At 70.9% G+C, this 19,367-nt stretch carries 22 protein-coding genes and 1 other RNA gene; 7 read left to right on the plus strand and 16 right to left on the minus strand.

Annotated features, from left to right (window positions below):
* Positions 1-8: 8 nt before the first annotated feature.
* The 6 genes from ACNNMR_RS11775 to rnpB form a co-directional block, all read right to left on the minus strand.
* Positions 9-1,187: a restriction endonuclease subunit S gene (locus ACNNMR_RS11775; protein WP_420000335.1), complete on the minus strand. Its 1,179-nt coding sequence runs from the start codon at positions 1,185-1,187 to the stop codon at positions 9-11.
* Positions 1,188-1,189: 2 nt separating this feature from the next.
* Entirely contained in the window at positions 1,190-2,710 is a 1,521-nt protein-coding gene (locus tag ACNNMR_RS11780; RefSeq protein WP_419994517.1) for a type I restriction-modification system subunit M, read from the minus strand.
* Between the two features lie 86 nt (positions 2,711-2,796).
* Positions 2,797-3,114: a hypothetical protein gene (locus ACNNMR_RS11785; protein WP_419994518.1), complete on the minus strand. Its 318-nt coding sequence runs from the start codon at positions 3,112-3,114 to the stop codon at positions 2,797-2,799.
* Positions 3,002-3,265, minus strand: coding sequence for a hypothetical protein (locus ACNNMR_RS11790; protein WP_420000664.1), 264 nt, complete (start codon positions 3,263-3,265; stop codon positions 3,002-3,004). Before ACNNMR_RS11790 ends, ACNNMR_RS11785 begins: the two co-directional genes overlap by 113 nt.
* Complete coding sequence (locus ACNNMR_RS11795; protein WP_419994519.1) at positions 3,243-3,827, minus strand: terminase large subunit domain-containing protein; 585 nt, start codon at positions 3,825-3,827, stop codon at positions 3,243-3,245. Before ACNNMR_RS11795 ends, ACNNMR_RS11790 begins: the two co-directional genes overlap by 23 nt.
* 458 nt (positions 3,828-4,285) lie before the next feature.
* An RNA gene (rnpB, locus tag ACNNMR_RS11800) (RNase P RNA component class A) lies at positions 4,286-4,700 on the minus strand.
* Positions 4,701-4,797: 97 nt separating this feature from the next.
* Here rnpB and ACNNMR_RS11805 point away from each other — a divergent pair.
* Complete coding sequence (locus tag ACNNMR_RS11805) at positions 4,798-5,271, plus strand: nitroreductase/quinone reductase family protein (protein WP_419994520.1); 474 nt, start codon at positions 4,798-4,800, stop codon at positions 5,269-5,271.
* On the opposite strand, the gene ACNNMR_RS11810 is transcribed toward ACNNMR_RS11805, so the two are convergent.
* The gene (locus ACNNMR_RS11810) at positions 5,192-6,157 is read right to left on the minus strand and encodes a DMT family transporter (RefSeq protein ID WP_419994521.1); all 966 of its coding nucleotides are present in this window, start codon (positions 6,155-6,157) and stop codon (positions 5,192-5,194) included. The two genes, ACNNMR_RS11805 and ACNNMR_RS11810, sit on opposite strands and share 80 nt — an antisense overlap.
* A gap of 10 nt (positions 6,158-6,167) precedes the next feature.
* The gene (locus ACNNMR_RS11815) at positions 6,168-7,010 is read right to left on the minus strand and encodes a helix-turn-helix domain-containing protein (protein WP_419994522.1); all 843 of its coding nucleotides are present in this window, start codon (positions 7,008-7,010) and stop codon (positions 6,168-6,170) included.
* Between the two features lie 29 nt (positions 7,011-7,039).
* Here ACNNMR_RS11815 and ACNNMR_RS11820 point away from each other — a divergent pair, with 29 nt between their 5' ends.
* On the plus strand, positions 7,040-7,513 hold the full coding sequence (locus tag ACNNMR_RS11820) for an OsmC family protein (protein ID WP_419994523.1): 474 nt from the start codon (positions 7,040-7,042) through the stop codon (positions 7,511-7,513).
* Here ACNNMR_RS11820 and ACNNMR_RS11825 read toward each other — a convergent pair.
* On the minus strand, positions 7,503-8,045 hold the full coding sequence (locus ACNNMR_RS11825) for a TetR/AcrR family transcriptional regulator (RefSeq protein WP_419994524.1): 543 nt from the start codon (positions 8,043-8,045) through the stop codon (positions 7,503-7,505). The two genes, ACNNMR_RS11820 and ACNNMR_RS11825, sit on opposite strands and share 11 nt — an antisense overlap.
* Positions 8,038-8,463, minus strand: a complete 426-nt coding sequence (locus ACNNMR_RS11830) for a DUF4260 family protein (protein WP_419994525.1) — start codon at positions 8,461-8,463, stop codon at positions 8,038-8,040. The genes ACNNMR_RS11825 and ACNNMR_RS11830 overlap by 8 nt, the downstream gene beginning before the upstream one ends.
* A 118-nt stretch (positions 8,464-8,581) precedes the next feature.
* On the opposite strand from ACNNMR_RS11830, the gene ACNNMR_RS11835 reads away from it, so the two are divergent.
* Entirely contained in the window at positions 8,582-9,376 is a 795-nt protein-coding gene (locus ACNNMR_RS11835) for a MerR family transcriptional regulator (protein ID WP_419994526.1), read from the plus strand.
* The gene (locus tag ACNNMR_RS11840; protein WP_419994527.1) at positions 9,373-10,278 is read left to right on the plus strand and encodes a hypothetical protein; all 906 of its coding nucleotides are present in this window, start codon (positions 9,373-9,375) and stop codon (positions 10,276-10,278) included. Before ACNNMR_RS11835 ends, ACNNMR_RS11840 begins: the two co-directional genes overlap by 4 nt.
* Here the strand turns inward: ACNNMR_RS11840 and ACNNMR_RS11845 are convergent.
* A complete protein-coding gene (locus ACNNMR_RS11845) occupies positions 10,167-11,666 on the minus strand; it encodes an RNB domain-containing ribonuclease (protein ID WP_419994528.1) in 1,500 nt (499 codons plus the stop codon). The two genes, ACNNMR_RS11840 and ACNNMR_RS11845, sit on opposite strands and share 112 nt — an antisense overlap.
* Positions 11,667-11,764: 98 nt before the next feature.
* Here ACNNMR_RS11845 and yaaA point away from each other — a divergent pair, with 98 nt between their 5' ends.
* The gene (gene yaaA, locus ACNNMR_RS11850; RefSeq protein ID WP_419994529.1) at positions 11,765-12,544 is read left to right on the plus strand and encodes a peroxide stress protein YaaA; all 780 of its coding nucleotides are present in this window, start codon (positions 11,765-11,767) and stop codon (positions 12,542-12,544) included.
* A 49-nt stretch (positions 12,545-12,593) separates the two neighbouring features.
* Complete coding sequence (gene eda, locus ACNNMR_RS11855; protein ID WP_419994530.1) at positions 12,594-13,235, plus strand: bifunctional 4-hydroxy-2-oxoglutarate aldolase/2-dehydro-3-deoxy-phosphogluconate aldolase; 642 nt, start codon at positions 12,594-12,596, stop codon at positions 13,233-13,235.
* A 29-nt stretch (positions 13,236-13,264) separates the two neighbouring features.
* On the opposite strand, the gene ACNNMR_RS11860 is transcribed toward eda, so the two are convergent.
* Genes ACNNMR_RS11860 through ACNNMR_RS11870 form a run of 3 tightly spaced genes read right to left on the minus strand, consistent with a single transcriptional unit; the run spans position 13,265 to position 16,010 of the window.
* The gene (locus ACNNMR_RS11860; protein ID WP_419994531.1) at positions 13,265-14,395 is read right to left on the minus strand and encodes a bifunctional RNase H/acid phosphatase; all 1,131 of its coding nucleotides are present in this window, start codon (positions 14,393-14,395) and stop codon (positions 13,265-13,267) included.
* A complete protein-coding gene (locus ACNNMR_RS11865; RefSeq protein ID WP_419994532.1) occupies positions 14,392-15,135 on the minus strand; it encodes a zinc ribbon domain-containing protein in 744 nt (247 codons plus the stop codon). The genes ACNNMR_RS11860 and ACNNMR_RS11865 overlap by 4 nt, the downstream gene beginning before the upstream one ends.
* Positions 15,132-16,010, minus strand: a complete 879-nt coding sequence (locus tag ACNNMR_RS11870) for a Nif3-like dinuclear metal center hexameric protein (RefSeq protein WP_419994533.1) — start codon at positions 16,008-16,010, stop codon at positions 15,132-15,134. The genes ACNNMR_RS11865 and ACNNMR_RS11870 overlap by 4 nt, the downstream gene beginning before the upstream one ends.
* Positions 16,011-16,188: 178 nt before the next feature.
* Between ACNNMR_RS11870 and ACNNMR_RS11875 the strand changes: the two genes are divergently transcribed.
* Positions 16,189-18,513: a hypothetical protein gene (locus tag ACNNMR_RS11875; protein WP_419994534.1), complete on the plus strand. Its 2,325-nt coding sequence runs from the start codon at positions 16,189-16,191 to the stop codon at positions 18,511-18,513.
* A gap of 16 nt (positions 18,514-18,529) precedes the next feature.
* On the opposite strand, the gene ACNNMR_RS11880 is transcribed toward ACNNMR_RS11875, so the two are convergent.
* On the minus strand, positions 18,530-18,889 hold the full coding sequence (locus ACNNMR_RS11880) for an SCO4225 family membrane protein (RefSeq protein ID WP_419994535.1): 360 nt from the start codon (positions 18,887-18,889) through the stop codon (positions 18,530-18,532).
* 65 nt (positions 18,890-18,954) lie between these two features.
* Positions 18,955-19,293, minus strand: coding sequence for an SCO4225 family membrane protein (locus tag ACNNMR_RS11885; protein WP_419994536.1), 339 nt, complete (start codon positions 19,291-19,293; stop codon positions 18,955-18,957).
* Positions 19,294-19,367 lie beyond the last annotated feature (74 nt).

Genomic DNA, 19,367 nt, shown 5'->3' on the forward strand with positions numbered 1-19,367 from the left:
GAAGTCAATCATGTTTCGGCAAACAACTCGCCGCGGAACGCGCGATGCTGCAGCGCCATAAACAATTCATCCAGCAATTCAAGGTGGCGACTATGCTGCGATTTAAGATCAACGACCGCCCTGAATCTCTTCCCGAATTCGTCCTGCAGACCTGGCGGCGGGATGAGTACGGGCAGCTCTCGAATGGGGCCTTGAAACAAGTTGGCCTGACTTGACGCATTCGCACGCTGGATCATTCGCGCCTTCATCACCGGCGTCCGCAGATAACTCACCAAGTAGTCAGTCGAGACCACATCACGTCGTGGCCTTACCAGGGCCGCGCTCCGCACCAAAGAAAAGCGTTCATCAGTCTCAACCGGGGCAACCCGCCCAATCGTCCCGGAACATGAAATCAGCACATCGCCACGCCTCGGGTCACAGCGCCCGCGGATTCGCTCATATTCTTGAACGCCAACGTAGTCGACATTCGAGAAATCGATAAATCCATCCCTAACATTTCGCGCGGATAGGAGTTTGATGCCATGTGGCTCCCGTTTCGGAGTCTGATGTTCCCCATCTGTCACCTGCTCGGAGACTTCCTCTAGCCGCACTTGAGGGAAGCCGAGTGGGTTTACCGAGGGATCTCCGAACATTTCCCGAAATATCGATTGCGCAAGGTCATCGATAAGAGTTACGGACTCTCGACGCTCGTTCCGCAAATCGTTCACCGAATCCAACACATCAGCAATTCTTTGCTGATCCCCGCTTGATGGAATAGGAACGGGTAGGGACGACAACTCGCGCACGTTGATCTTCGGAAGGAGATTCCTTCCTTGTTTTCGACTCGCCGCGAGCGTGAAATCAGGGCTCAGCATCCAGTGTTGCAGATAGCGGTAATCGATCGAACTCTCGATCGGATACATATCGGCACTGCAAAGCCCAGAGAAATCCGGTAGAGCAACCTTGGCGAGATACGGACGGATCTTAGAGTACAGGATCTGCCCAGCACTAAACCGATTCTTTGCGCTCTTTACTCCGTCTTCCGAAACTGTCGAGTAGGGAAGAAGGCGACCTGTTGCCGATTCGATATGGTTAGGGGCGATGTGCGGCTCATTTGGGTAGAGTTCCGGATCCACGAGGTTGCTCGCAACGCGAGCGACTTCGCCAAATTTCGCCCATCGCCAATCACCAGGGAGTGCATACGGCATCTTCACCCCAGCATCTCCTTTACACCGCTCATGCCCCGCTGAATCTGCGCCTCAATTCGGGTAAGCTCATCCATAATTTCTGCTGGCGAGCGATGCTCAACCTCTTCATGGACAATGTCCTTGTACCGGCTGAGACTCAGGTCGTACGCCTGGGCAACAATGTCTTCCTTTGGGACGCAGAAGCTCTGCTCCGTCCTCATCCGCTTTTGTTCGCTGCCGTTGCGACGACCCCAGCGCGCTAGAACGTCGGGCAAATTATTCTTGGCATGTTCGCTCTCATTCAGCACGTGGCTGCCGACCAGCGGCCCGAGTTTGTCCTCCCGGAGCAGCGGTGTGCGTTTGTCGTCAAGACTCCAGCCGTCCGCCGTGACCTCGTAGAACCAGACACTGTCAGTACCACCGCTATTGGTCTTGGTGAAGAACAGGATTGCAGTGGAGACTCCTGCGTACGGCTTGAAGACACCGCCCGGCAGCTTCACCACGGCGTCCATCTTGTGACCTTCTACGAGCAACTTCCGCAGGTCCTTGTGCGCCTTGCTGGCGCCGAACAGCACACCCTCCGGCACAATCACCGCAGCCCGCCCCCCGGGTTTCAGGAGTCGCAGGAACAGAGTGAGGAATAGCAGCTCCGTCTTCTTAGTCTTGACGACCTGCTGCAGATCCTTTGCGGTGGTCTCGTAGTCGAGGCTGCCGGCGAAGGGTGGGTTGGCCAAAATCATCGAATAACGCTCTGCCTCGCCGGCCGCGCTCTGGGCCAACGAGTCGCGATACCTGATGTCTGGGTTTTCAACATCGTGGAGCAGCATGTTCATACTGCCGATTCGCAGCATCGTGCTGTCAAAGTCGAACCCGTGGAACATGCTCTCGTGGAAGTGGCGGTGCCGCTCCTTCTCCAGGATCTCGTGCTTATGATTTTTCCTCACATAAGCCGCGCTCTCCACTAGAAAGCCCGCGGTGCCGCACGCCGGGTCGCAGATCTCATCCTTCGGGCCAGGGGACATCATCGCCACCATCAGCTGGATGATGTGTCGCGGTGTGCGGAACTGGCCGTTCTGACCAGCAGTGGCGATCTTGCCGAGCATGTACTCGTACAGGTCGCCCTTGGTGTCTTGGTCGCTCAGGTCGATGCCGTTGAGCATGTCGACGGCCTTGACCAGCAGATTCGGAGTCGGGATGGTAAACCGGGCGTCCTTCATATGGGCGGCGTACGTGGACTGCTCGCCGCGCAGGTTGCGCAGCCACGGGAACACCTCCTCTGAGACCAGCTTGAACATGGTCCCCGGGTCCCGGTTAGTGAAGCGTGACCAGCGCAGCTCCTCGGTGCCCTCGATGAATACGGGGCTCTCGATCGGCTCGCCTGTGAAGCTCTTCTTGCTCTCCTTGGCCGTGTGGATCATGTCCAGTCGGCGCAGGAACATCAGGTAGGTGATCTGCTCGATCACCTCGAGGGGATTCGAGATCCCGCCTGACCAGAAGGCGTCCCACAGTCGGTCGATCTTGCTCTTGAGTTCACCCGTAATCACGCCGATACCGTACCGGACCACGCCCGCCCGTTGGCAGGCTCTCCCGATCAAGCGCAGTGGGCGACACCCGACTTGAGCAGTTCACGTCACCTTCGTCCCTGCAGACGCTCATCTGCCCCACGTCGCGGTGCCGGCATCGCCGGATCCAGGAACAGGTCCCATAGCCCCCACACCAGCGAGTCCAGCAGATCCGGCGAGTCCTCCGTCTCACCCTGTCCGACGAACGTCGTCATCTGCTCCTCCAGCTCTGCGTACACCCTTGGCGGGCCAGCGTGGTGCACTCGGGCCTGCTCATACAGCTGCGCCACTGGCGCCGCCCGCGCCCGCTTGCCGCCCGTCGCGTGAACGATTCCGCCACGACACCGTCGGGTCCACCTGCTCCAGCAGCGCCGGCAGGTAGTCACCGCCGTTGTTCGCCTCGATCACGACGCAGTCCGCGCGATACTCATGGAACAGGTGCGCCGCACACTGCATCGCCTGCGTCGGAGTGCGCCGGCCCTGCTCGCAGTGCAGCACGAATCCGCGCGACCGGTCATCGCCGTACAGCGTCTCCACCGGCCTGTCGCGGCCTGCAGTTGTGAACGCCGTCAGGTCGGCGTTCTCGTGGGACTTCGTGGCCGGAATCCATCGCTATCACCACCAGCTGCAGCTCCGGTAGGTGGTTCAGGCGCGGCCGGAAGCCCTCGACCTCCAGCATCCAGCCCTGCCACAGCGCGCCCTCGACGTCCTCGAAGGGCTCGCCGGACAGCTCCTGCCGACCGAGGCGGGTACCGGCGTACTCTTCCTCCAGCTCCGCGCGGGCCACCGCCGACAGGTTCGCGTCGTTCTCCCGCATGTGCCCGCGCGTCAGCACCACCTTCGGCTGTCCTCCGCCCGCGGCGGCCTGCCGCTCCTGAAGTCGGCCACGCTCGACGAGGCGCTTCACATGCGGCAGCGGCTTCGGAGTCGTGGAGATCACCATCTGCGGCAGCTCCGCCTCCCGCAGGCAGAACCACAACATGTCGTACACATCCTGCGCCGTCTGCCGCGTCCAGGCCGCATACTCGTCACACCACGCCTTGTGGAACGCCCAGCCACGCAGGTTCTTCCCGATACGCTCGGGGGATCGTCCCTGCATGTTGTCGCAGTGATCCCCACAAACGCATCCTGCGTCGGCAATTAGACGCAACGCGTCTTCGGCAACCGTCTCGACGCCTTCACCATCAGCACATTCGCGCAGGTCGCAGCCCCGCCACCGCGACCAGCGCTTCCCCGTGACTCCTTCCGACGCTCTCCGAAGGGCTGGCTAACGCCGCTCTCACTTCCCACCTCACGCCAACCCATACGTCGCTTCGATCGTGACCCGCGCCCCGGAAACCCGCTGGTGACGCCCGTTCCCATCTGGTCGCGCCCCGCCGGGGACTCGAACCTGCGGGCACCCCGCGATGCGGACGATCTGGCGAACGGCGCCGCCAGACCACATCCAGACCACAACCGCGCGGGAAGTCCCGGGAAACGCCCAGGTCAGCAGGGAACACCACACCGCCACAGAAACGGCCCCGACCCGCGGAAACCCACAGGTCAGGGCCGGATTGGCGGACGAGTCGGCCTGTACGCCGGGTTCTGTCTCCCCGGGTCCTTGCGGGGCCGGGGGAGGCGGCCATCCATCTACGGCCGGCGTTGCCGCCGGCCTCTAGCGGTCTACCCGCGAGCTTGGGCGGGCCGCCCTCTAGCGCTCGCGCAGGGTCGTCGTTTCCGATGGCCCCTTCTTGACCTTGCTCCGGGTGGGGTTTACCTAGCCGCTCGAGTCGCCTCGGGCGCTGGTGGTCTCTTACACCGCCGTTTCACCCTTACCGGCTGCCCGTTAAGGCCGCCGGCGGTTTGTTTTCTGTGGCACTGTCCCGCGGGTCACCCCGGGTGGGCGTTACCCACCACCCTGCCCTGTGGAGCCCGGACGTTCCTCGGCGGTCCCGGGAAATCCCGGAACCGACGCGGCCGCCCGGCCGGCTCGTCCGCCGTACGGACATCTTAACCTGCGTGATCTGTCCAGATCCGCGAGTGCCCGGCCCGGCGATCTGGCAGATTGAGCGCCCATGGATCCCCTCTCGATGAGCACCGAGCAGCGCAACGCCCTCAATCAGCAGGTCGCCGAGCAGTTTCGCGCTCAGGGCGGCACCGGGAAGATCGGCGAGATGATGCATGCCGATCGGATGCTGCTCCTTACCCACACCGGGGCCCGGAGCGGGAAGCGGCGGACCACGCCGCTCGGGTTCTGGCGGCTGGATGGCGGGCGGGATGGCGGGCGGGATGGCGGGCGGGTCTTTGTCGTCGCCTCCGCCATGGGGGCGGCTCGGGCGCCCGACTGGTTTCACAATCTCGTCGCCCATCCCGATGACATCGTCGTCGAGCTCGGGCCCGAGCGTTACGACGCGGAGGCCGTCGTCGCCCCCGCGGCGGAGCGGGAGCGGCTGTGGGATGAGCTCGTGCAGCTGGCGCCCTTTTTCACCGAGCATCAGGAGCGGGCTGGGCGGGTGATTCCGCTGATTGAGCTGCGGCGTCGGCCGGCGGCCGCTGCCGGTTGAGGTGCGGGTCCTCCGCACCTCGGTCCCGCGCCCCCGACCTCCCCGTAGCCAGCACCGACCCCACCACCGTCAGCGCGAACGACGCCAGCACCCACCCCGTGACCTCCTCCTCCAGCAGCACCACCCCCGCCGTCACCGCCACCACCGGCGTCAGATACACGAACACCATCGCCCGCGACGGCGGCACCTCCCGTAGTAGCTGCAGGAAGATCACAAAGCCGAGCGCCGTGCAGATCACCCCCAGCCCCGCCATCGACGCCAGCGCCTCCGCCGACGGCACCGACGACGGCCACGTCAGCGCCGCACCCGGCGCGTACAGGACCGTCGCCAGCAGCAGGGTCGGGGCGATGACCTGCAGCGTCGGTACGTCCGACAGGTAGCGCGCCGCGATCAGCGGGGCGATCGAGTAGCCCACCGCCGTGAGCAGCGCCTCCGTCACCGGCCACACCCCGCCGCCGGACATCGTCGGGACCGACAGCACCGCGACCCCGCTGAAGCCGATCGCCAGGCCGAGCCAGCGGACGGCGCCCAGGCGTTCGGTGCTGCCCAGCAGCCGCGCCACGAAGACGCTCAGCACCGGGACGGCGGCGACGATCAGGCCCGTGGTGCCGCTGGAGAGGTGGCGTTCGGCGTCGGTGAGCGTGTACCAGGGGCCGAGGACCTCGAAGGTCGCGAAGCCCAGGATGGGCAGCCAGTGCTTCCTGACCGCCGTCCACATCCCGCCCTGCCGCAGCGCGAAGGGCAGCAGCACCGCGGCGCCCAGCGCGCAGCGCGCGAAGACCACCAGGGGCACCGAGACCTCGCCCACCGCCACCTTGATCATCAGGTACGGGACGCCCCAGACCAGGGCGAGACCGACGAAGAGAGACCAGCCGCGTACGCTCATGCCCGCAGCCTCAGCCGCAGCCGGCCGCCGCGTCTTGAACGCTGTTGCGATACGCCCCGGGCGTGACCCCCATGACCCGCCGGAACCAGCGCGTCAGATGCGCCTGATCCGCGAATCCGACCAGCGCCGCCGCCTCCGCCGGCGTCCGCCCCTCGTCCAGCAGCCCGCGCGCCCGCGCCACCCGGTGCTGTGCCAGCCAGGCGTACGGCGGTACGCCCATCGCGTCGCGGAACACCCGCAGCACCTGATAGCGGGACAGGCCGAGCGAGCAGCCGATCTCGGCGAGCGACGGCGGGGCGAGCAGCTCGTCGGCGAGCCGGTCCCGTATCGCCCGCGCCAGGTCTCCGGCCCCGGGCAGCGCCTCCCGTACGGGCCCGGCCTTCCCGTGCCGCCGCGCCAGCGCCGTGAGCAGCAGCGGCACCCGCGACTCGGCCTCCAGCGGGTCCGCGGTGCGGCTGAGCGCGCGGTGCGCGGCGGTCAGCCGGTGGGCGAGCTCGGGGTCGTGGAAGACGCCCTCGGTGAAGTGCGGGATGGTGCGGGTGCCCTCGGAGAGCAGGTCGAGGCTGGGGTAGAAGGCGCGGTACGCGTAGCCGTCGCAGCCCGCCGGGCGGCCCGTGTGCATCTCGCCGGGCGCCAGGACGACGACGCTGCCGGGTCCCGCGTACAGCTGCCCGCCGCGATAGTCGATGACCTCCAGGCCGCCCGTCCACATCCCGATGCTGAACTCCTCGTGGCTGTGCGGCGCGTACCGATGCTCGGTGAAACACGCGGTGAGGAGGTCGAGCGCCGCGCCGTCGCCGATCGCGGCCCTGGTGTAGGCGGCGTGTTCGCGGCGGGGGCGGGGGGCGGTCATAGCGCGCATTCTGCTCTACGCTCGGCGGGGTGACCACGGAATTCCCGTACGAGATCACCGTCACCTGGACCGGCGACCGGGGCAGCGGGACGAGCGGCCCTGACGCCTACGCACGCGATCACACCGTGAGCGCGGACGGGCCCGCCACACCCATCGCCGGGAGCGCCGACACCGGTCCCTTCCGCGGCGATGCCGCCCGCTGGAATCCGGAGCAGCTGCTGACCGCGGCCGTCGCTCAGGGGCATCTGCTCTGGTATCTGCACCTGTGCGGGGAGGCGGGGGTCGTCGTCACCTCGTACGAGGACCGGGCCCGCGGGCTGCTCTCCGAGCGCGGGGGCGAGCCCGATCACTTCAGCGAGGTCGCGCTGCGGCCGCGGGTGACGGTGGCGGATCCAGCGATGGTGGACTTGGCGACAAAGCTTCATGACGAGGCGCGGGAGAAGTGCTTCGTCAACCACTCCGTGAGCTTTCCGGTACGAGTCCAAGCCACCGTCACCGCGTAAACGCCGCCGCCCCCACCCGCCACGCCTCGTCCAGGTCGGCGCCGCCCGGGAAGCGGCCGTCCAGCTCCAGCACCACCATCCCGTGCGCGAACGCCCACGCCGCCCGCCCGGTGTGCTCGTCGAGAGCCAGCTCGCGGAAGAGCGGCGCGGCGGCCCTTTCCTCCAGCCCCGGGGGCAGCGACTCGCGCGGCAGCGGCCCCGCCGTGGCCAGGCGATACAGGCCGGGGTGCGCCAGCGCATAGCCCCGGTACGCCGCGAAGAGCGCCGCCAGCGACCCGGGCGCCGCCGCCTCCGCCGCCTCCAGCGCGTCGGCGAGCTCGGCGAACGACAGCGCCATCAGCTCCACCTCCACGGCCGCCTTGTCCGGGAAGTGCTTGTACAGGGACGGGGCCTTGACCCCGATGCGGTCCGCGAGCCGGCGCATCGTCAGCGCGTCCGCGCCCTCCTGCTCCAGGAGTTCGCGGGCGGCGCCGACGATCTGCCGGGCGCGGGGGCTGAGGTGCTGCCCTGCGACTGCGGCCGTTTCAGTCACGCTGGAATCCTTCCTTCGTCCGCAGACCGTAGCCGAAGGCGCGGTCGGCGGAGATGTGTGCCATCCAGCCGCACAGGGCAGCGAAGGCCGGGGCCCACTCGATCGGCGTGAAGGTGTAGAGCGCCATCAGCGCGAGCGGGATCAGGGCGCGGTGGGCGGTGTTGTAGTACGGCACGGCGCGGGGCGGGAGCTGGCCGGGAGCGGTGCGGGCCGAGTCGCGGGCGGCGACGAGGAAGGTCAGGTCGGGGGCGATGAGGAAGACGGCGGCGAGGGTGTAGGCGAGCGCGCCGTGGTTGATGCCCTCCAGCACCGCGAAGGCGGCCCAGAAGAGGGCGTTGGCGGCCCAGGCGACGCGGGCTATGCGGCGGGTGACTGTCCGGCTCGCAGTCGGGGTCTGGGTGATCATCGTGGCGGTCATTGCTTCCTCCTCGGAGAGTGGGCGGCTAACGCCGTTAGCTAGAACCATAAGGCTAACAGCGTTAGCCGTCAAGCGCGCCGCTTGACCTTGTCGCAGCGTCAACGTTTCTACTGAGGTCATGCGAATCGGAGAGCTCGCCGCACTCGTCGGCGTCACCACCCGTACGGTGCGGCATTACCACCGCATCGGCCTGCTGCCGGAGCCCGCCCGGCAGTCCAACGGCTACCGCGAATACGGGCTGCGCGACGCCGTCGAGCTGACCCGCGTCCGGCGGCTCACCGAGCTCGGCCTCGGCCTCGACGAGGTGCGCGACGCGCTCGCCGACGACGCGGGCAAGGACCTGCACGAGATCCTCACCGAGCTCGACGCCGACCTCGCCCGCCAGGAAGAGGCCATCAGGGAGCGCCGCGCCCGGCTCGGCGAACTGCTGGAGCGCGCGGCCGCCGGCGGCCTCCCGCCCGAGGGCCCGGTCTCCCCCGAACTCGCCGCGGTCTTCGACGACATGGCCCGTACGGCCGCCGACCGCGAGGGCCCGGAGCCCGTGATGGCCGTCAAGGAGCGCGAGCTGCTGGCGATGCTGGAGGCCAACGCGGACGAGGGCCACCGGCAGTGGATGCTCGGCCTCGTCCACACCCTCAGCTCCGACGAGCAGGCCATGGAGCGGGCGTACGAGATCTACGCCCGGCTCGACGAGCTGGCCGACGCCGCCACCGACGACCCGCGCATCCCGGAGCTGGCGCGACTGGTGGCGGACGCCATGCCCCACGAGGCCTTCCAGCCGCCGGCCGGGGACCCGGCGGCGGACGAGGACGGCGGGGGGTTCGCGGAGGCGATCTTCGCGGACTTCGCCCCCGCCCAGGCGGAGGTCCTGCGCCGCGCGATGAACCTGCTCCAAGAGCGGTGGAGCCGGTGAACGCGCTGCGCAGGGCCGTCCGCTGGGGGATGTTCGCGCTGGTGCCCGGCGAGGTCGTCCTCGTCCTGTGCCTGGTGTCCGGCGCCCCGATACCCGCCCTCGTGCGGCACGCCGTGGAGGCGCTGACGCTCGCGCTGTTCGCCGCCGCCGCGACGGTGCTCACCGCGGACTACCGGCGCCATCGCAGCGGGGGCCTCCCGCCCCGCGAGGCCTTCATGGCCGCGATACGGGACACGATCCCGGCCGCCGTCCGCCGCCTCACCGTCCACGAGCTGAAGCTCTTCACCAGCTTCTGCCGCTGGATCGCCCGCCGCCCGCCGCACGGCGTCGGCCCGGGGGCAGTGCCGGTCAAGTACGCCGCCGGCCAGTCCTTCGTGATCTGGGGCTTCTTCTTCGTCTCCGTCATCGAGACGGTCGCCCTCGCCCTGATCATCCCCTGGCCGGTCGTCCACCTGATCGTCCTGGTCATCGACATCTGGGGCATCTACTTCATCGTCGCCCTGCACGCCTCCTGCGCCGTCCGCCCGCACGTGGTCACCGCCGACGGCGGACTGCACCTCCGTTACGGCGTGCTGCTCGAGCTCCGCATCCCCGCCGACCGCATCGTCGCCGCCCGTACCGACCGCCGCTTCCCCGACGGCAGCGGCCCGGCGCTGGTGCGCGACGACGGCTCGCTCGACCTGGCCGTCGCCAGCCAGACCACGGTGACGGTGGAGCTGACGGAGGGCCCGCCGCTGCGCTTCGTACGGCCGCTGGGCAAGGTCGCCGAGGTCTCGGGAGCCGTCCGCTTCTACGCCGACGACCCCGCGTCCGCCGTGGCCGCGGTGTCCGCGGCGGCGGGCACAAAGCGTACGGGCGACGCCCCCGGCTCCGCCTCGGTCAGCCGCACCCGGAGCCGGTGACCCAGCGCCAGCTGGGGCGCGTCCTCGGCGGCGTCGACGCGGCCGATGACGGCGGGCTCGTAGAGCTGGACGGTGCCGCGCTCGGGCTCCTTGCGGTCGTTGACGTCGATGACGTAGCCGTCGAAGACCTCGCCGACCCGGTTCCGCATCAGCGCGGCCTCGGCGAGGTCGACGCATTCGCGCTCCAGCCGGTTCGCCCGCGCGCTGCCCTCGGCCATCTCCTCGGGCAGGGCCGGCATGGCGTCGCGTACCCACTGCGGGGGCTCGCGGCCCTCGACGGCGGCCAGGCAGAGCTCGCCGGTGTAGCGGTCTACGAGGCGGCGCAGCGGGGCGGTGCAGTGGGTGTATTCGTCGGCCACGGCGGCGTGTTCCGCGTGCTCCGGCGACGTGCCGTCGAAGACCGTGTAGCCGGCGCCGCGCAGCAGGGTGGTGCACTCCTGGAGGAAGGCGGCGTGGTTGGCGCGCTGCGGGTTGAGGGTGCGGATGACGGTGGCGTAGTCGGTGTCCCTCGGCCAGTCGACGCCCAGCGCCTTGGCGACCCGGCGCAGGTACTCGACCGCGCCGCGCTCGGCGGGCGGCAGCGTACGGAGGATGCCGACGCCGGCCGCCAGCATCAGGTCGGCGGCGGCCATGCCGGTGAGGAGGGAGATCTGCGCGTTCCAGCTGTCGGCGGGGAGCGGGGCGCGGTACTCGAGGTCGTAATGGCCGGGCGGGCGCTCCACGACCTCCTGCTCCGGTACGCCGAGCGAGATGCCGCCGCGCGCCTTCTCGGCCTCCTCGCGCAGCATCCCGATGTCGCGGAGGAGCGCCACCGGCTCCTCGGCGGTGCCCTCGTCGATGGCCTGCTGGACGCCCGCGTAATCGAGCTTGGCGATGCTGCGGACGAGGGCGCGGCCGAGGCGTACGGCGGCGACGTCGCCGGTCGAGTCGAGGTCGATGTCCCAGAGCAGGGCCGGGGCGGTCTGGTCGGGGAGGAGGCTGGCGGCGCCCTCGGAGAGGATCTCGGGGTGCAGCGGGACCCGGATGTCGGGGAAGTAGAGGGTGGTGACGCGGCGGTGTGCCTCGGCGTCGATCGCGCCGCCGGGGGTGACGAAGGCGGCGACGTCGGCGATGGCGTACCTGACCCGGTAGCCGCCGCCTGAGCGGCGGGAGAGGTGCATCGCCTGGTCGAGGTCCATGGAGTCGGGCGGGTCGACCGTGAAGAAGGGGATGTCGGTGGCGTCCTGCACCCCGACGGCGATCGGCGGCGCCTGCACCACGCTCTCCGCCTCGGCGAGCACCTCGGCGGGAAACCCGGCGGGCACCTGCTCCCGCTCCCTCAGCTCCCTCAGCGCACAGCTGAGCGGGGAGTCCGCTGCGTCGCTGCAGCTCATCAGACGATGCGGCATTTAGTCAGCGTAGGCCGCGGGGAGGTGGGGCGCCTGCTGCACGCGCGGCGTTGCGTAGGCTTCCTTCCGGCGCGCAGACCCACCTAAGGAGAACCATCGTGCTCGTGCTCCTCCCGCCCTCGGAGGGCAAGGCCGAAGGCCGTCGCGGGGCTCCGCTCGACCTCGGCTCGCTCTCCCTCCCCGGCCTGACCGCCGCGCGGGAAACCGTTCTCGACGAGCTGGTGGCGCTCTGCTCCGGCGACGAGGACAAGGCGCGCGAGGTGCTCGGGCTCAGCGAGGGGCTGCACGGCGAGGTCGCCAAGAACGCCGCCCTGCGCACCGCGCCGACCCGCCCGGCCGGGCAGATCTACACAGGCGTGCTGTACGACGCGCTGGGCCTCGCGACCCTGGACGCGGCCGCCAAGCGCCGGGCCGCCAAGTCGCTGCTGATCTTCTCGGGCCTGTGGGGCGCGGTCCGTACGGGAGACAAGATCCCCGCCTACCGCTGCTCCGGGGGCGTCGCGCTCCCCGGCATCGGCGGGCTCGGGGCCTTCTGGCGTACGCACATGGCCGAGGTGATGCCCGAGGCCGCCGGGAGCGGCCTGGTGCTCGACCTGCGCTCCTCCACGTACGCGAACCTCTGGAAGCCGAAGGGCGAGCTCGCGGCCCGCACGGCGACGGTGCGGGTGCTGCAGTCGAAGATCGTCGGCGGGGTGGAGAAGCGCACGGTGGTCAGCCACTTCAACAAGGCGACGAAGGGCCGGCTGCTCCGCTCGCTGCTCGCGGAAGGCGCCAGTCCGCGGACCCCGGCGGCGCTCGGGGACGCCCTGCGGGACCTCGGCTACCAGGTCGAGGCGCCCGCGCCGAACCAGCTCGACGTCATCGTCACGGACCTTTGATTGCGCATTGCGCAACGACTGTTGCGCAGGGCACGCATCCCCACGGAGGATGGCACGCGTGACCGACCAGCTCCTGGGCAATGCCCCCGCCCCCGTCATACCCGTCGTCGTCCTCGACGATGTGGCCGACGCCGCCCCTCTCGCCCGCGCCCTCGTCGCCGGCGGCCTGCCGGCGATCGAGATCACCCTGCGTACCCCCGCCGCGCTCGATTCGATCCGCGCCATCGCCGCGGAGGTCCCCGAGGCCACCGTCGGCGCGGGCACGCTGCTCCGCCCCGACCAGGCCACGGCCGCCGTCGACGCGGGCGCCCGCTTCCTGGTCAGCCCCGGCTGGACGGAGCGGCTGCTGGGCGCGATGCGGGAGACCGGGGTGCCGTTCCTGCCCGGCGTCTCCACCACGTCCGAGGTGGTGGCGCTGCTGGAGAAGGGCGTCACGGAGATGAAGTTCTTCCCGGCGGAGGCCGCGGGCGGCACGCCCTACCTGCGCTCGCTCGCCTCACCGCTGCCGGAGGCGCGCTTCTGCCCCACGGGCGGGATCACGGCGGACTCGGCGCGGGATTACCTGGCGCTGGCGAATGTGGCGTGCGTCGGCGGTACGTGGATGCTGCCGCCGGACGCGATCGCGGCGCGCGACTGGGAGCGGATCCGGGGGCTGGCGACGGAGGCGTCGCTGGGGCTCGGCACGGTGTGAGGCGCAGGGCTGGGTGAAGCTCGTGCGGCTCAGCTCTGCGTGAGGTGCTCGGTCGAGTTGAGCAGCCGCACCGACGCGTTGCCGTCCGCGTAGTACGCCACCGCGGACAGCGACGCGGCCGCCAGCTCCATCCGGAACAGCGACTCGGCGGGTGCGCCCAGCGCCATCCGTACGAGCGTCTTCAGCGGCGTCACATGCGAGACGACCAGCACCGTCTCCCCCGCATGCCGCTCCAGCAGCGCATCCCGCGCCACCATCACCCGCTCCGCGACGGCCTCGAAGGACTCGCCACCACCGGAGGGCGTCGCCGACGGCGACTTCAGCCACTCCGTCAGGTCCGTCCCGTAACGCTCCCGGACCTCCGCGAAGGTCAGCCCTTCCCAGGCCCCGAAGTCCGTCTCCCGCAGCCCCTCTTCGACGCCGACGCCCAGCCCGAGCCGCCCCGCGACCACCTCGGCGGTCTCGCGGCACCGCCGCAGCGGCGAGGTGACGATGGCCTGCACGGAGCCGCGCGCGGCGAGCAGCGCCGCGGTGGCCGCGGCCTGGCGGCGCCCGGCGTCGGAGAGGGAGGGGTCGGAGCCGCCGCTGCCGGAGAAGCGCTTCTCGGGCGTCAGCGGGGTCTCGCCGTGCCGGAGCAGGACGAGGGTGGTGGGGGTGCCGAGGTCGGCGGGCCAGGCGGCGGGAGCCGATGTCTCCGGGCCGGCATCCAGCTCGGCTGTCGACTCGGACGGACTCCACTCGCGCCCGGCCACCCCCGCGTCCATCGCCTCGTTCGCGAGCCGATCGGCATGCTTGTTCTGCGCCCGCGGGATCCATTCGTACGAGACCCGCTCCCCCGCAAAGGCGCCCCGCGCCTCCTCCGCCAGCTCGCGCATCGCCGGGTGCTTGATCTGCCAGCGCCCGGACATCTGCTCCACGACCAGCTTGGAGTCCATCCGTACGAGCACCGACGCCTCGGCATCGATCTCCGCCGCAGCCCGCAGCCCCGCGATCAGCCCGCGGTACTCGGCCACGTTGTTGGAGACCACACCCAGATAGGCGGCCCGCTCGGCGACCACATCACCGGAAGCGGCATCCCGCACCACGGCCCCGTACCCGGCGGGCCCCGGATTCCCGCGGGACCCGCCATCCGCCTCGATGACGAAGCGGGTTGAACTCACAGGCCGGACTCGGGCGTGCGCACCAGAATCCGGCGGCAGTTCTCGCAGCGTACGACCGTGTCAGGGGCGGCGGCCCGGATCTCGTTGATCTCGGAGATCGGCAGCTCCTGGCGGCAGCCCTCGCAGCGCCGCTGGAAGAGCTTCGCGGCGCCGACGCCGCCCTGCTGCTCGCGGAGCTTGTCGTAGAGCTTGAGCAGGTCGGCCGGGATCTCCGCGGCGACGGTCTCGCGCTCCTTGCGGACGTCGGCCGCCTCGCCGTCGAGCTCGCTCGACGCGGTGTCGCGCCGCGAGGTGGCGTCGGCGAGCTTGGCCTCGACGGACTGGACGCGCTCGGTCAGTTCGGCGACGCGGCCCTGGGCGGCCTCGCGGCGCTCCATGACCTCCAGGACCACGTCCTCCAGGTCGCCCTGCCGCTTGGCGAGCGAGGCGATCTCGCGCTGCAGGTTCTCCAGGTCCTTGGGCGACGTGACGGCGCCCGAGTCGAGGCGCTTCTGATCGCGGGCGGCACGCTGCCGCACCTGGTCGACGTCCTGCTCGGCCTTGGTCTGCTCGCGGCCGGTGTCGGACTCCTCGGTCTGCGCGGCGACCAGGAGGTCGCGGTGCTGGGTGAGGTCGCCGTCGAGGGTGGTCACCTCGCCGTGCTCGGGAAGGTTCTTGCGCTTGTGCGCGAGCTGCGTGAGCCGGACGTCGAGGGCCTGGACGTCCAGGAGGCGGATCTGGTCGGCGGGCGCGGCGTTCAAGCTGGCTGCTCCTGGGTGAGTGGGGCTGGATCGGCTGGAGTGCCCGAGCGGGCCGTCCAGGGGTCGGTGAGGGTACGGGAGACGTGCGTCCGCAGCCCCCAGCCGTGGCGGTCGGAGATCTGGTCGAGCTGGGCGGCCGCCTGCTCGCACCACGGCCACTCCGTGGCCCAGTGTGCCGCGTCCACGAGGAACGGGCGGCCGTCGGAAGCCCGCGACTTCTCCTGGGCCTCGGAGACGGGGTGGTGCCGCAGGTCCGCGGTGACGAAGACATCGGCCCCCGCCTGCCGTACGACATCGATCAGGCCGTCGCCGGACCCGCCGCAGACCGCGACCGTACGCACCTCGGCGTCCAGGTCGCCGGCGATGCGGAGGCCGGCGGCCGTGGCGGGGAGCGAACGGGCGGCCCGGTCGGCGAAGGCGCCCAGCGTCAGCGGCGCGTCGAGCTCACAGATGCGCCCGAGCCCGCGCCGCCCGTCGGCGTCGGTCGCGTCCGGTACGAGCGGCCCGCGAACCCGCAGCCCGAGCGCTCCGGCGAGCGCGTCGGAGACACCGGGATCAGCCCGGTCGGCGTTGGTGTGGGCGACATGCAGCGCCACATCATTCTTGATCAGGCTATGAACAACCCGCCCCTTGAAGGTCGCGGCCGACACCGTGGAGGTGCCGCGGAGATAGAGCGGATGGTGCGTGACGAGCAGACCGGCCCCGATCCGTACCGCCTCATCGGCGACCTCCTGCACCGGGTCGACGGCGAAGAGCACGCGCGTGACCTCGGCATCCGGGTCGCCGCATACGGTGCCGACGGCGTCCCAGTCCTCCGCGCGGTCGGCGGGCCAGAGGGCGTCGAGGGCGGCGATGACGTCAGAGAGTGCGGGCACGGGTGAGAGGTTACCTGCCGGGTGCGGGCGCGGGCTCGGCTGTCCGGCCGGAGCATATTCCGCTGGCGCGGCACAGCGGAATGCGCGAATCCCCACCCCTTTGTGTGACGGGTACCTAGTCGCGTTGTTCGGCAGGAAGTGCGAAGCCCTACGTTCGGCCTCGGAGGTGAGGCGAGCGATGACAGCCGTTGCGGACGAGACCACCGTCACGGGGGGCGGCGACCAGCGGGCGGAGATCGCGGCCGGTCGAGCTGGGGTGCAGCGGGCCGGGTTCGTGCTTTCCGCGGACGGGTCGTACGCGGCCTGTCTGGCTACGGACAGCGCGGGCCACTGGTTCCCCGAGCGCTGGACGCTCGGCGGGCCCGAGCCGTATGCCGTACCGCTCCCGTGCGCGCAGCCCGAGGAGCCGGCGAGCAGCGTGCTGCCGCTGCGCGACGGGCGGGTGCTGATCCGCCGGCTGGTGGACCCGGCGGCGGGCCGGCACCACCTGTCGCTGCTCTACCCATCCGGTCCGGCGACCGGCGAGGTCGAGCTGGGCAGCGTCGAGGCGGGGCCCGGGGGCGAGCTGCTGCTGGTGCCGCCGGCGGTGGGCAGTTCTGAGGTGTACGCGCTGGCGCCCGGGGATCGGTCGACGGCGGTGTGGCTTGTGCACGGCGGCGATACGGGGGGCGTCGAGCTGGCGGCGGAGGTCCAGGGGCGGTGCACGGGGGGTCGCTGGCTGGACCGGGCCGGCGGGCTGCTTGCGGTGGACCGCTCGCTGGAGGGGCGTACGAAGGCGGTGGCGGTGGACGTCCGCCACACCGGGGAGGTGTCCCCGCTGCTGCAGATCACGGAGGACAGCAACGACCGGCTGCTGCTGGCGGATCCGGACAGCGGGCTGCTCCTGGTCCTGTCGGACGCGCCCGGCCATGACCGGCTGGGGTGGGGGGTGCTGGGGAGCTCGCGTCCGGTGCGCTTTCCGGAGGCGCTGCGGCCGGGGGGCGGGAGTGGCGGCGGCGCTTCCGGCAATTCGCCGCTGGCCGGCGTGGTGATGGCCCCCTTCGCCGTCCAGCCCGGCCAGGCCCTGATGCCGGAGAGCTGCGGGGTGGCGCTGCGCCTGGACGGCCCAGCGGGCAGCTGGGTGGGCCTCTGGCGGCCGTCCGGACGCGAGCTCAGCCACTATGCGGCTCCGCGTGGGTGGCTGCCGGGGGCGGGGTGGTGGACTGCGGAGGGGGATCTGCGGCTGGCTTGTGCGGCGGGGGCGTTGGCGGTGGGGGTGGCGTCGTTGGTGCGATCCGCGGGGGGCGCGGAGTCCCTGGCGGGGGCGGAGTCCCTGGCGGGGGCGGAGTCCCTGGCTGGCGCGAGCGGCGAGGCGGCGGGGGGCGCGACGGGCGCGACAGCGGCGGGGCCTGTAACGGGCGCGACGGAGACGCAATCCGCGGCGGGCGCGGGGAGGGCGCCGGGAGAGCCGGCCCTGGCGGGGGCGGGGTCCCTGGCGGGCGCGGAATCCCTGGCTGGCGCGAGCGGCGAGGAGGCGGGGCGCACGGAGCCCTCGGTGGGCGGCGGGGCGGTGCCGACGGAGAGCGGCGGGGGCGCTGCGGTGGAGCCGACGGATGAGGACGCACTGCCGGCCGGCCAGGCCGGTCGACCGGAGTCCGCAGCAGATGCGGCGCAGGGGGACCGGGGCAGCACGGACGGCCAGGACGGCTCGGGTGGCTCGGGCGGTACGGGCGGCGCGGGCGCAAGGGGAGAGGGCGCGACGCCTGACGGCCAGGTAGGGCCTCCGGAGACCGCGGCGGGTGCCATGCAGGGTGGTCGGGGCGGCGCGGGCCCAAGGGACGAGGTGACGCCGCCTGGCGACCAAGCCGAAGCCCGGCAGACCGCAGTTGGTGCGGCGCAGGGCAGTCGGGGCAGCACGGGCGCGACGGTCGACGGCACGGCGCCTGCCGACCTGGCAGGTCCTCAACAGGCCGCGGCAGATGCGGTGCAGGCCCCGGCAGATGCGGTACAGGGCGCGGCAGATGCGGTGCAGGGCAGCCGGGGCGGTACGAGCGCGGGGGGCGAAGGCGGGGCCGAGGCGGCCGCTGACGCCCCGTCGGGCGAGGCGCCGGAAGTGTCACCCGCAGGTGCCGCGGACGCGAGCACCGCACCGGGCAAGGAGACCTCCGCGACACCAGGCGGCGCGCCAAGCGCAGCGACAGGTGAAACGCCCGCCCCCGCCACAAGCCCAGCGTCGCGCGAGGTCCCGGCCACGACCGACCCCGCCGCGGCCCCGGCCACGATCGACCCCGCCGCAGACGCGACCACCACCGACCCCACGGCGGGCGTGACCGCGCCCACCCCGGCCGCCGCGACCACGCCCACCCCTGCAGCCGAGCCCGCGCCGATCCCCGGGCCGGCGCGGTCGCGGCGCGCTGGCGCGGAGCCCTCGTCTCGTAAGGGCGTGGTCATGGGGAAGCGGAAGCCGTCCGTGATGCGGCGGCCTATTCCGTTGCAGAAGGCGCCGTTGGCGGCCACGAGCTGAGATACGGCGGCGGGCCTCAGTTCGCTGCGCGCAGCGAGCGCGGGCGGAGCTGGCGGGCCAGCACGCCCAGCAGGGCAGCGTTGACCAGGCCCGAGGCGGCGGTGCCGGCGGCGAAGAGGAGCGGGCCGAGCCAGTCGATCGCGGGGAAGGCCCACGTGGGGGCCGGGAGCAGCAGGGCGAGGAAGCTGCCCGGCGCCGTCGTAATGAGCGGCCAGATGCCGGCGAATCCGACGTCCTCCGACAGGTACGCGGCCCACAGGAAGAAGCCCAGCGAGGCCGCCACCAGAGCGAGGTAGGCGCGCGAGAGCCAGTTGTCGACCGCGGGCGTCAGCAGCGCCCTGATTCTCCGGATACGAGGGCGTGCAGTGCGGGCCATAGCTAAATCCTCCGAGTGAGAGAGCGAGATGCGAGCGCCGTCCAAGACGAAGCAGTAAGAAGGCGTCAGGCGTGCCGGGCCGTCCTACGGCCACTCACCTCGTGCGCCAGCGCACCGAGCACCGCCGCGTTCACCAACGCGCACACCCCCGCCCACCCCAAGGTGGCGGCCAGCGCGAGCACCTGCACCACTCCCCCACCCTCGGTCCCAGGACCGAAAGGCACCGCGATGCCGAAGAAGGACAGCGGAGCCGTCAGGAGCATGGGAGCCATGCCCACCGCGTCGCTGTCCGGCGCGGCGACCGCGAGTGCGATCGACGTGGCGAGCACCGCCAGGTAACCCCGCGACAGCCAGTTGTCCGTGGCCAGCGCCAGCAGCCGCCGCGGCAGCGAAGCGTTTCTCATCGAAGAGCTCCTTCTCATCGGTCCCCGTAGGCCCCCACCTTGGAACGGCCGCCGCCGCCCGGCATGAGTACGCG

The sequence above is a fragment of the Streptomyces boninensis genome (assembly GCF_048572725.1).
Classification (GTDB): Bacteria; Actinomycetota; Actinomycetes; order Streptomycetales; family Streptomycetaceae; genus Streptomyces; species Streptomyces boninensis.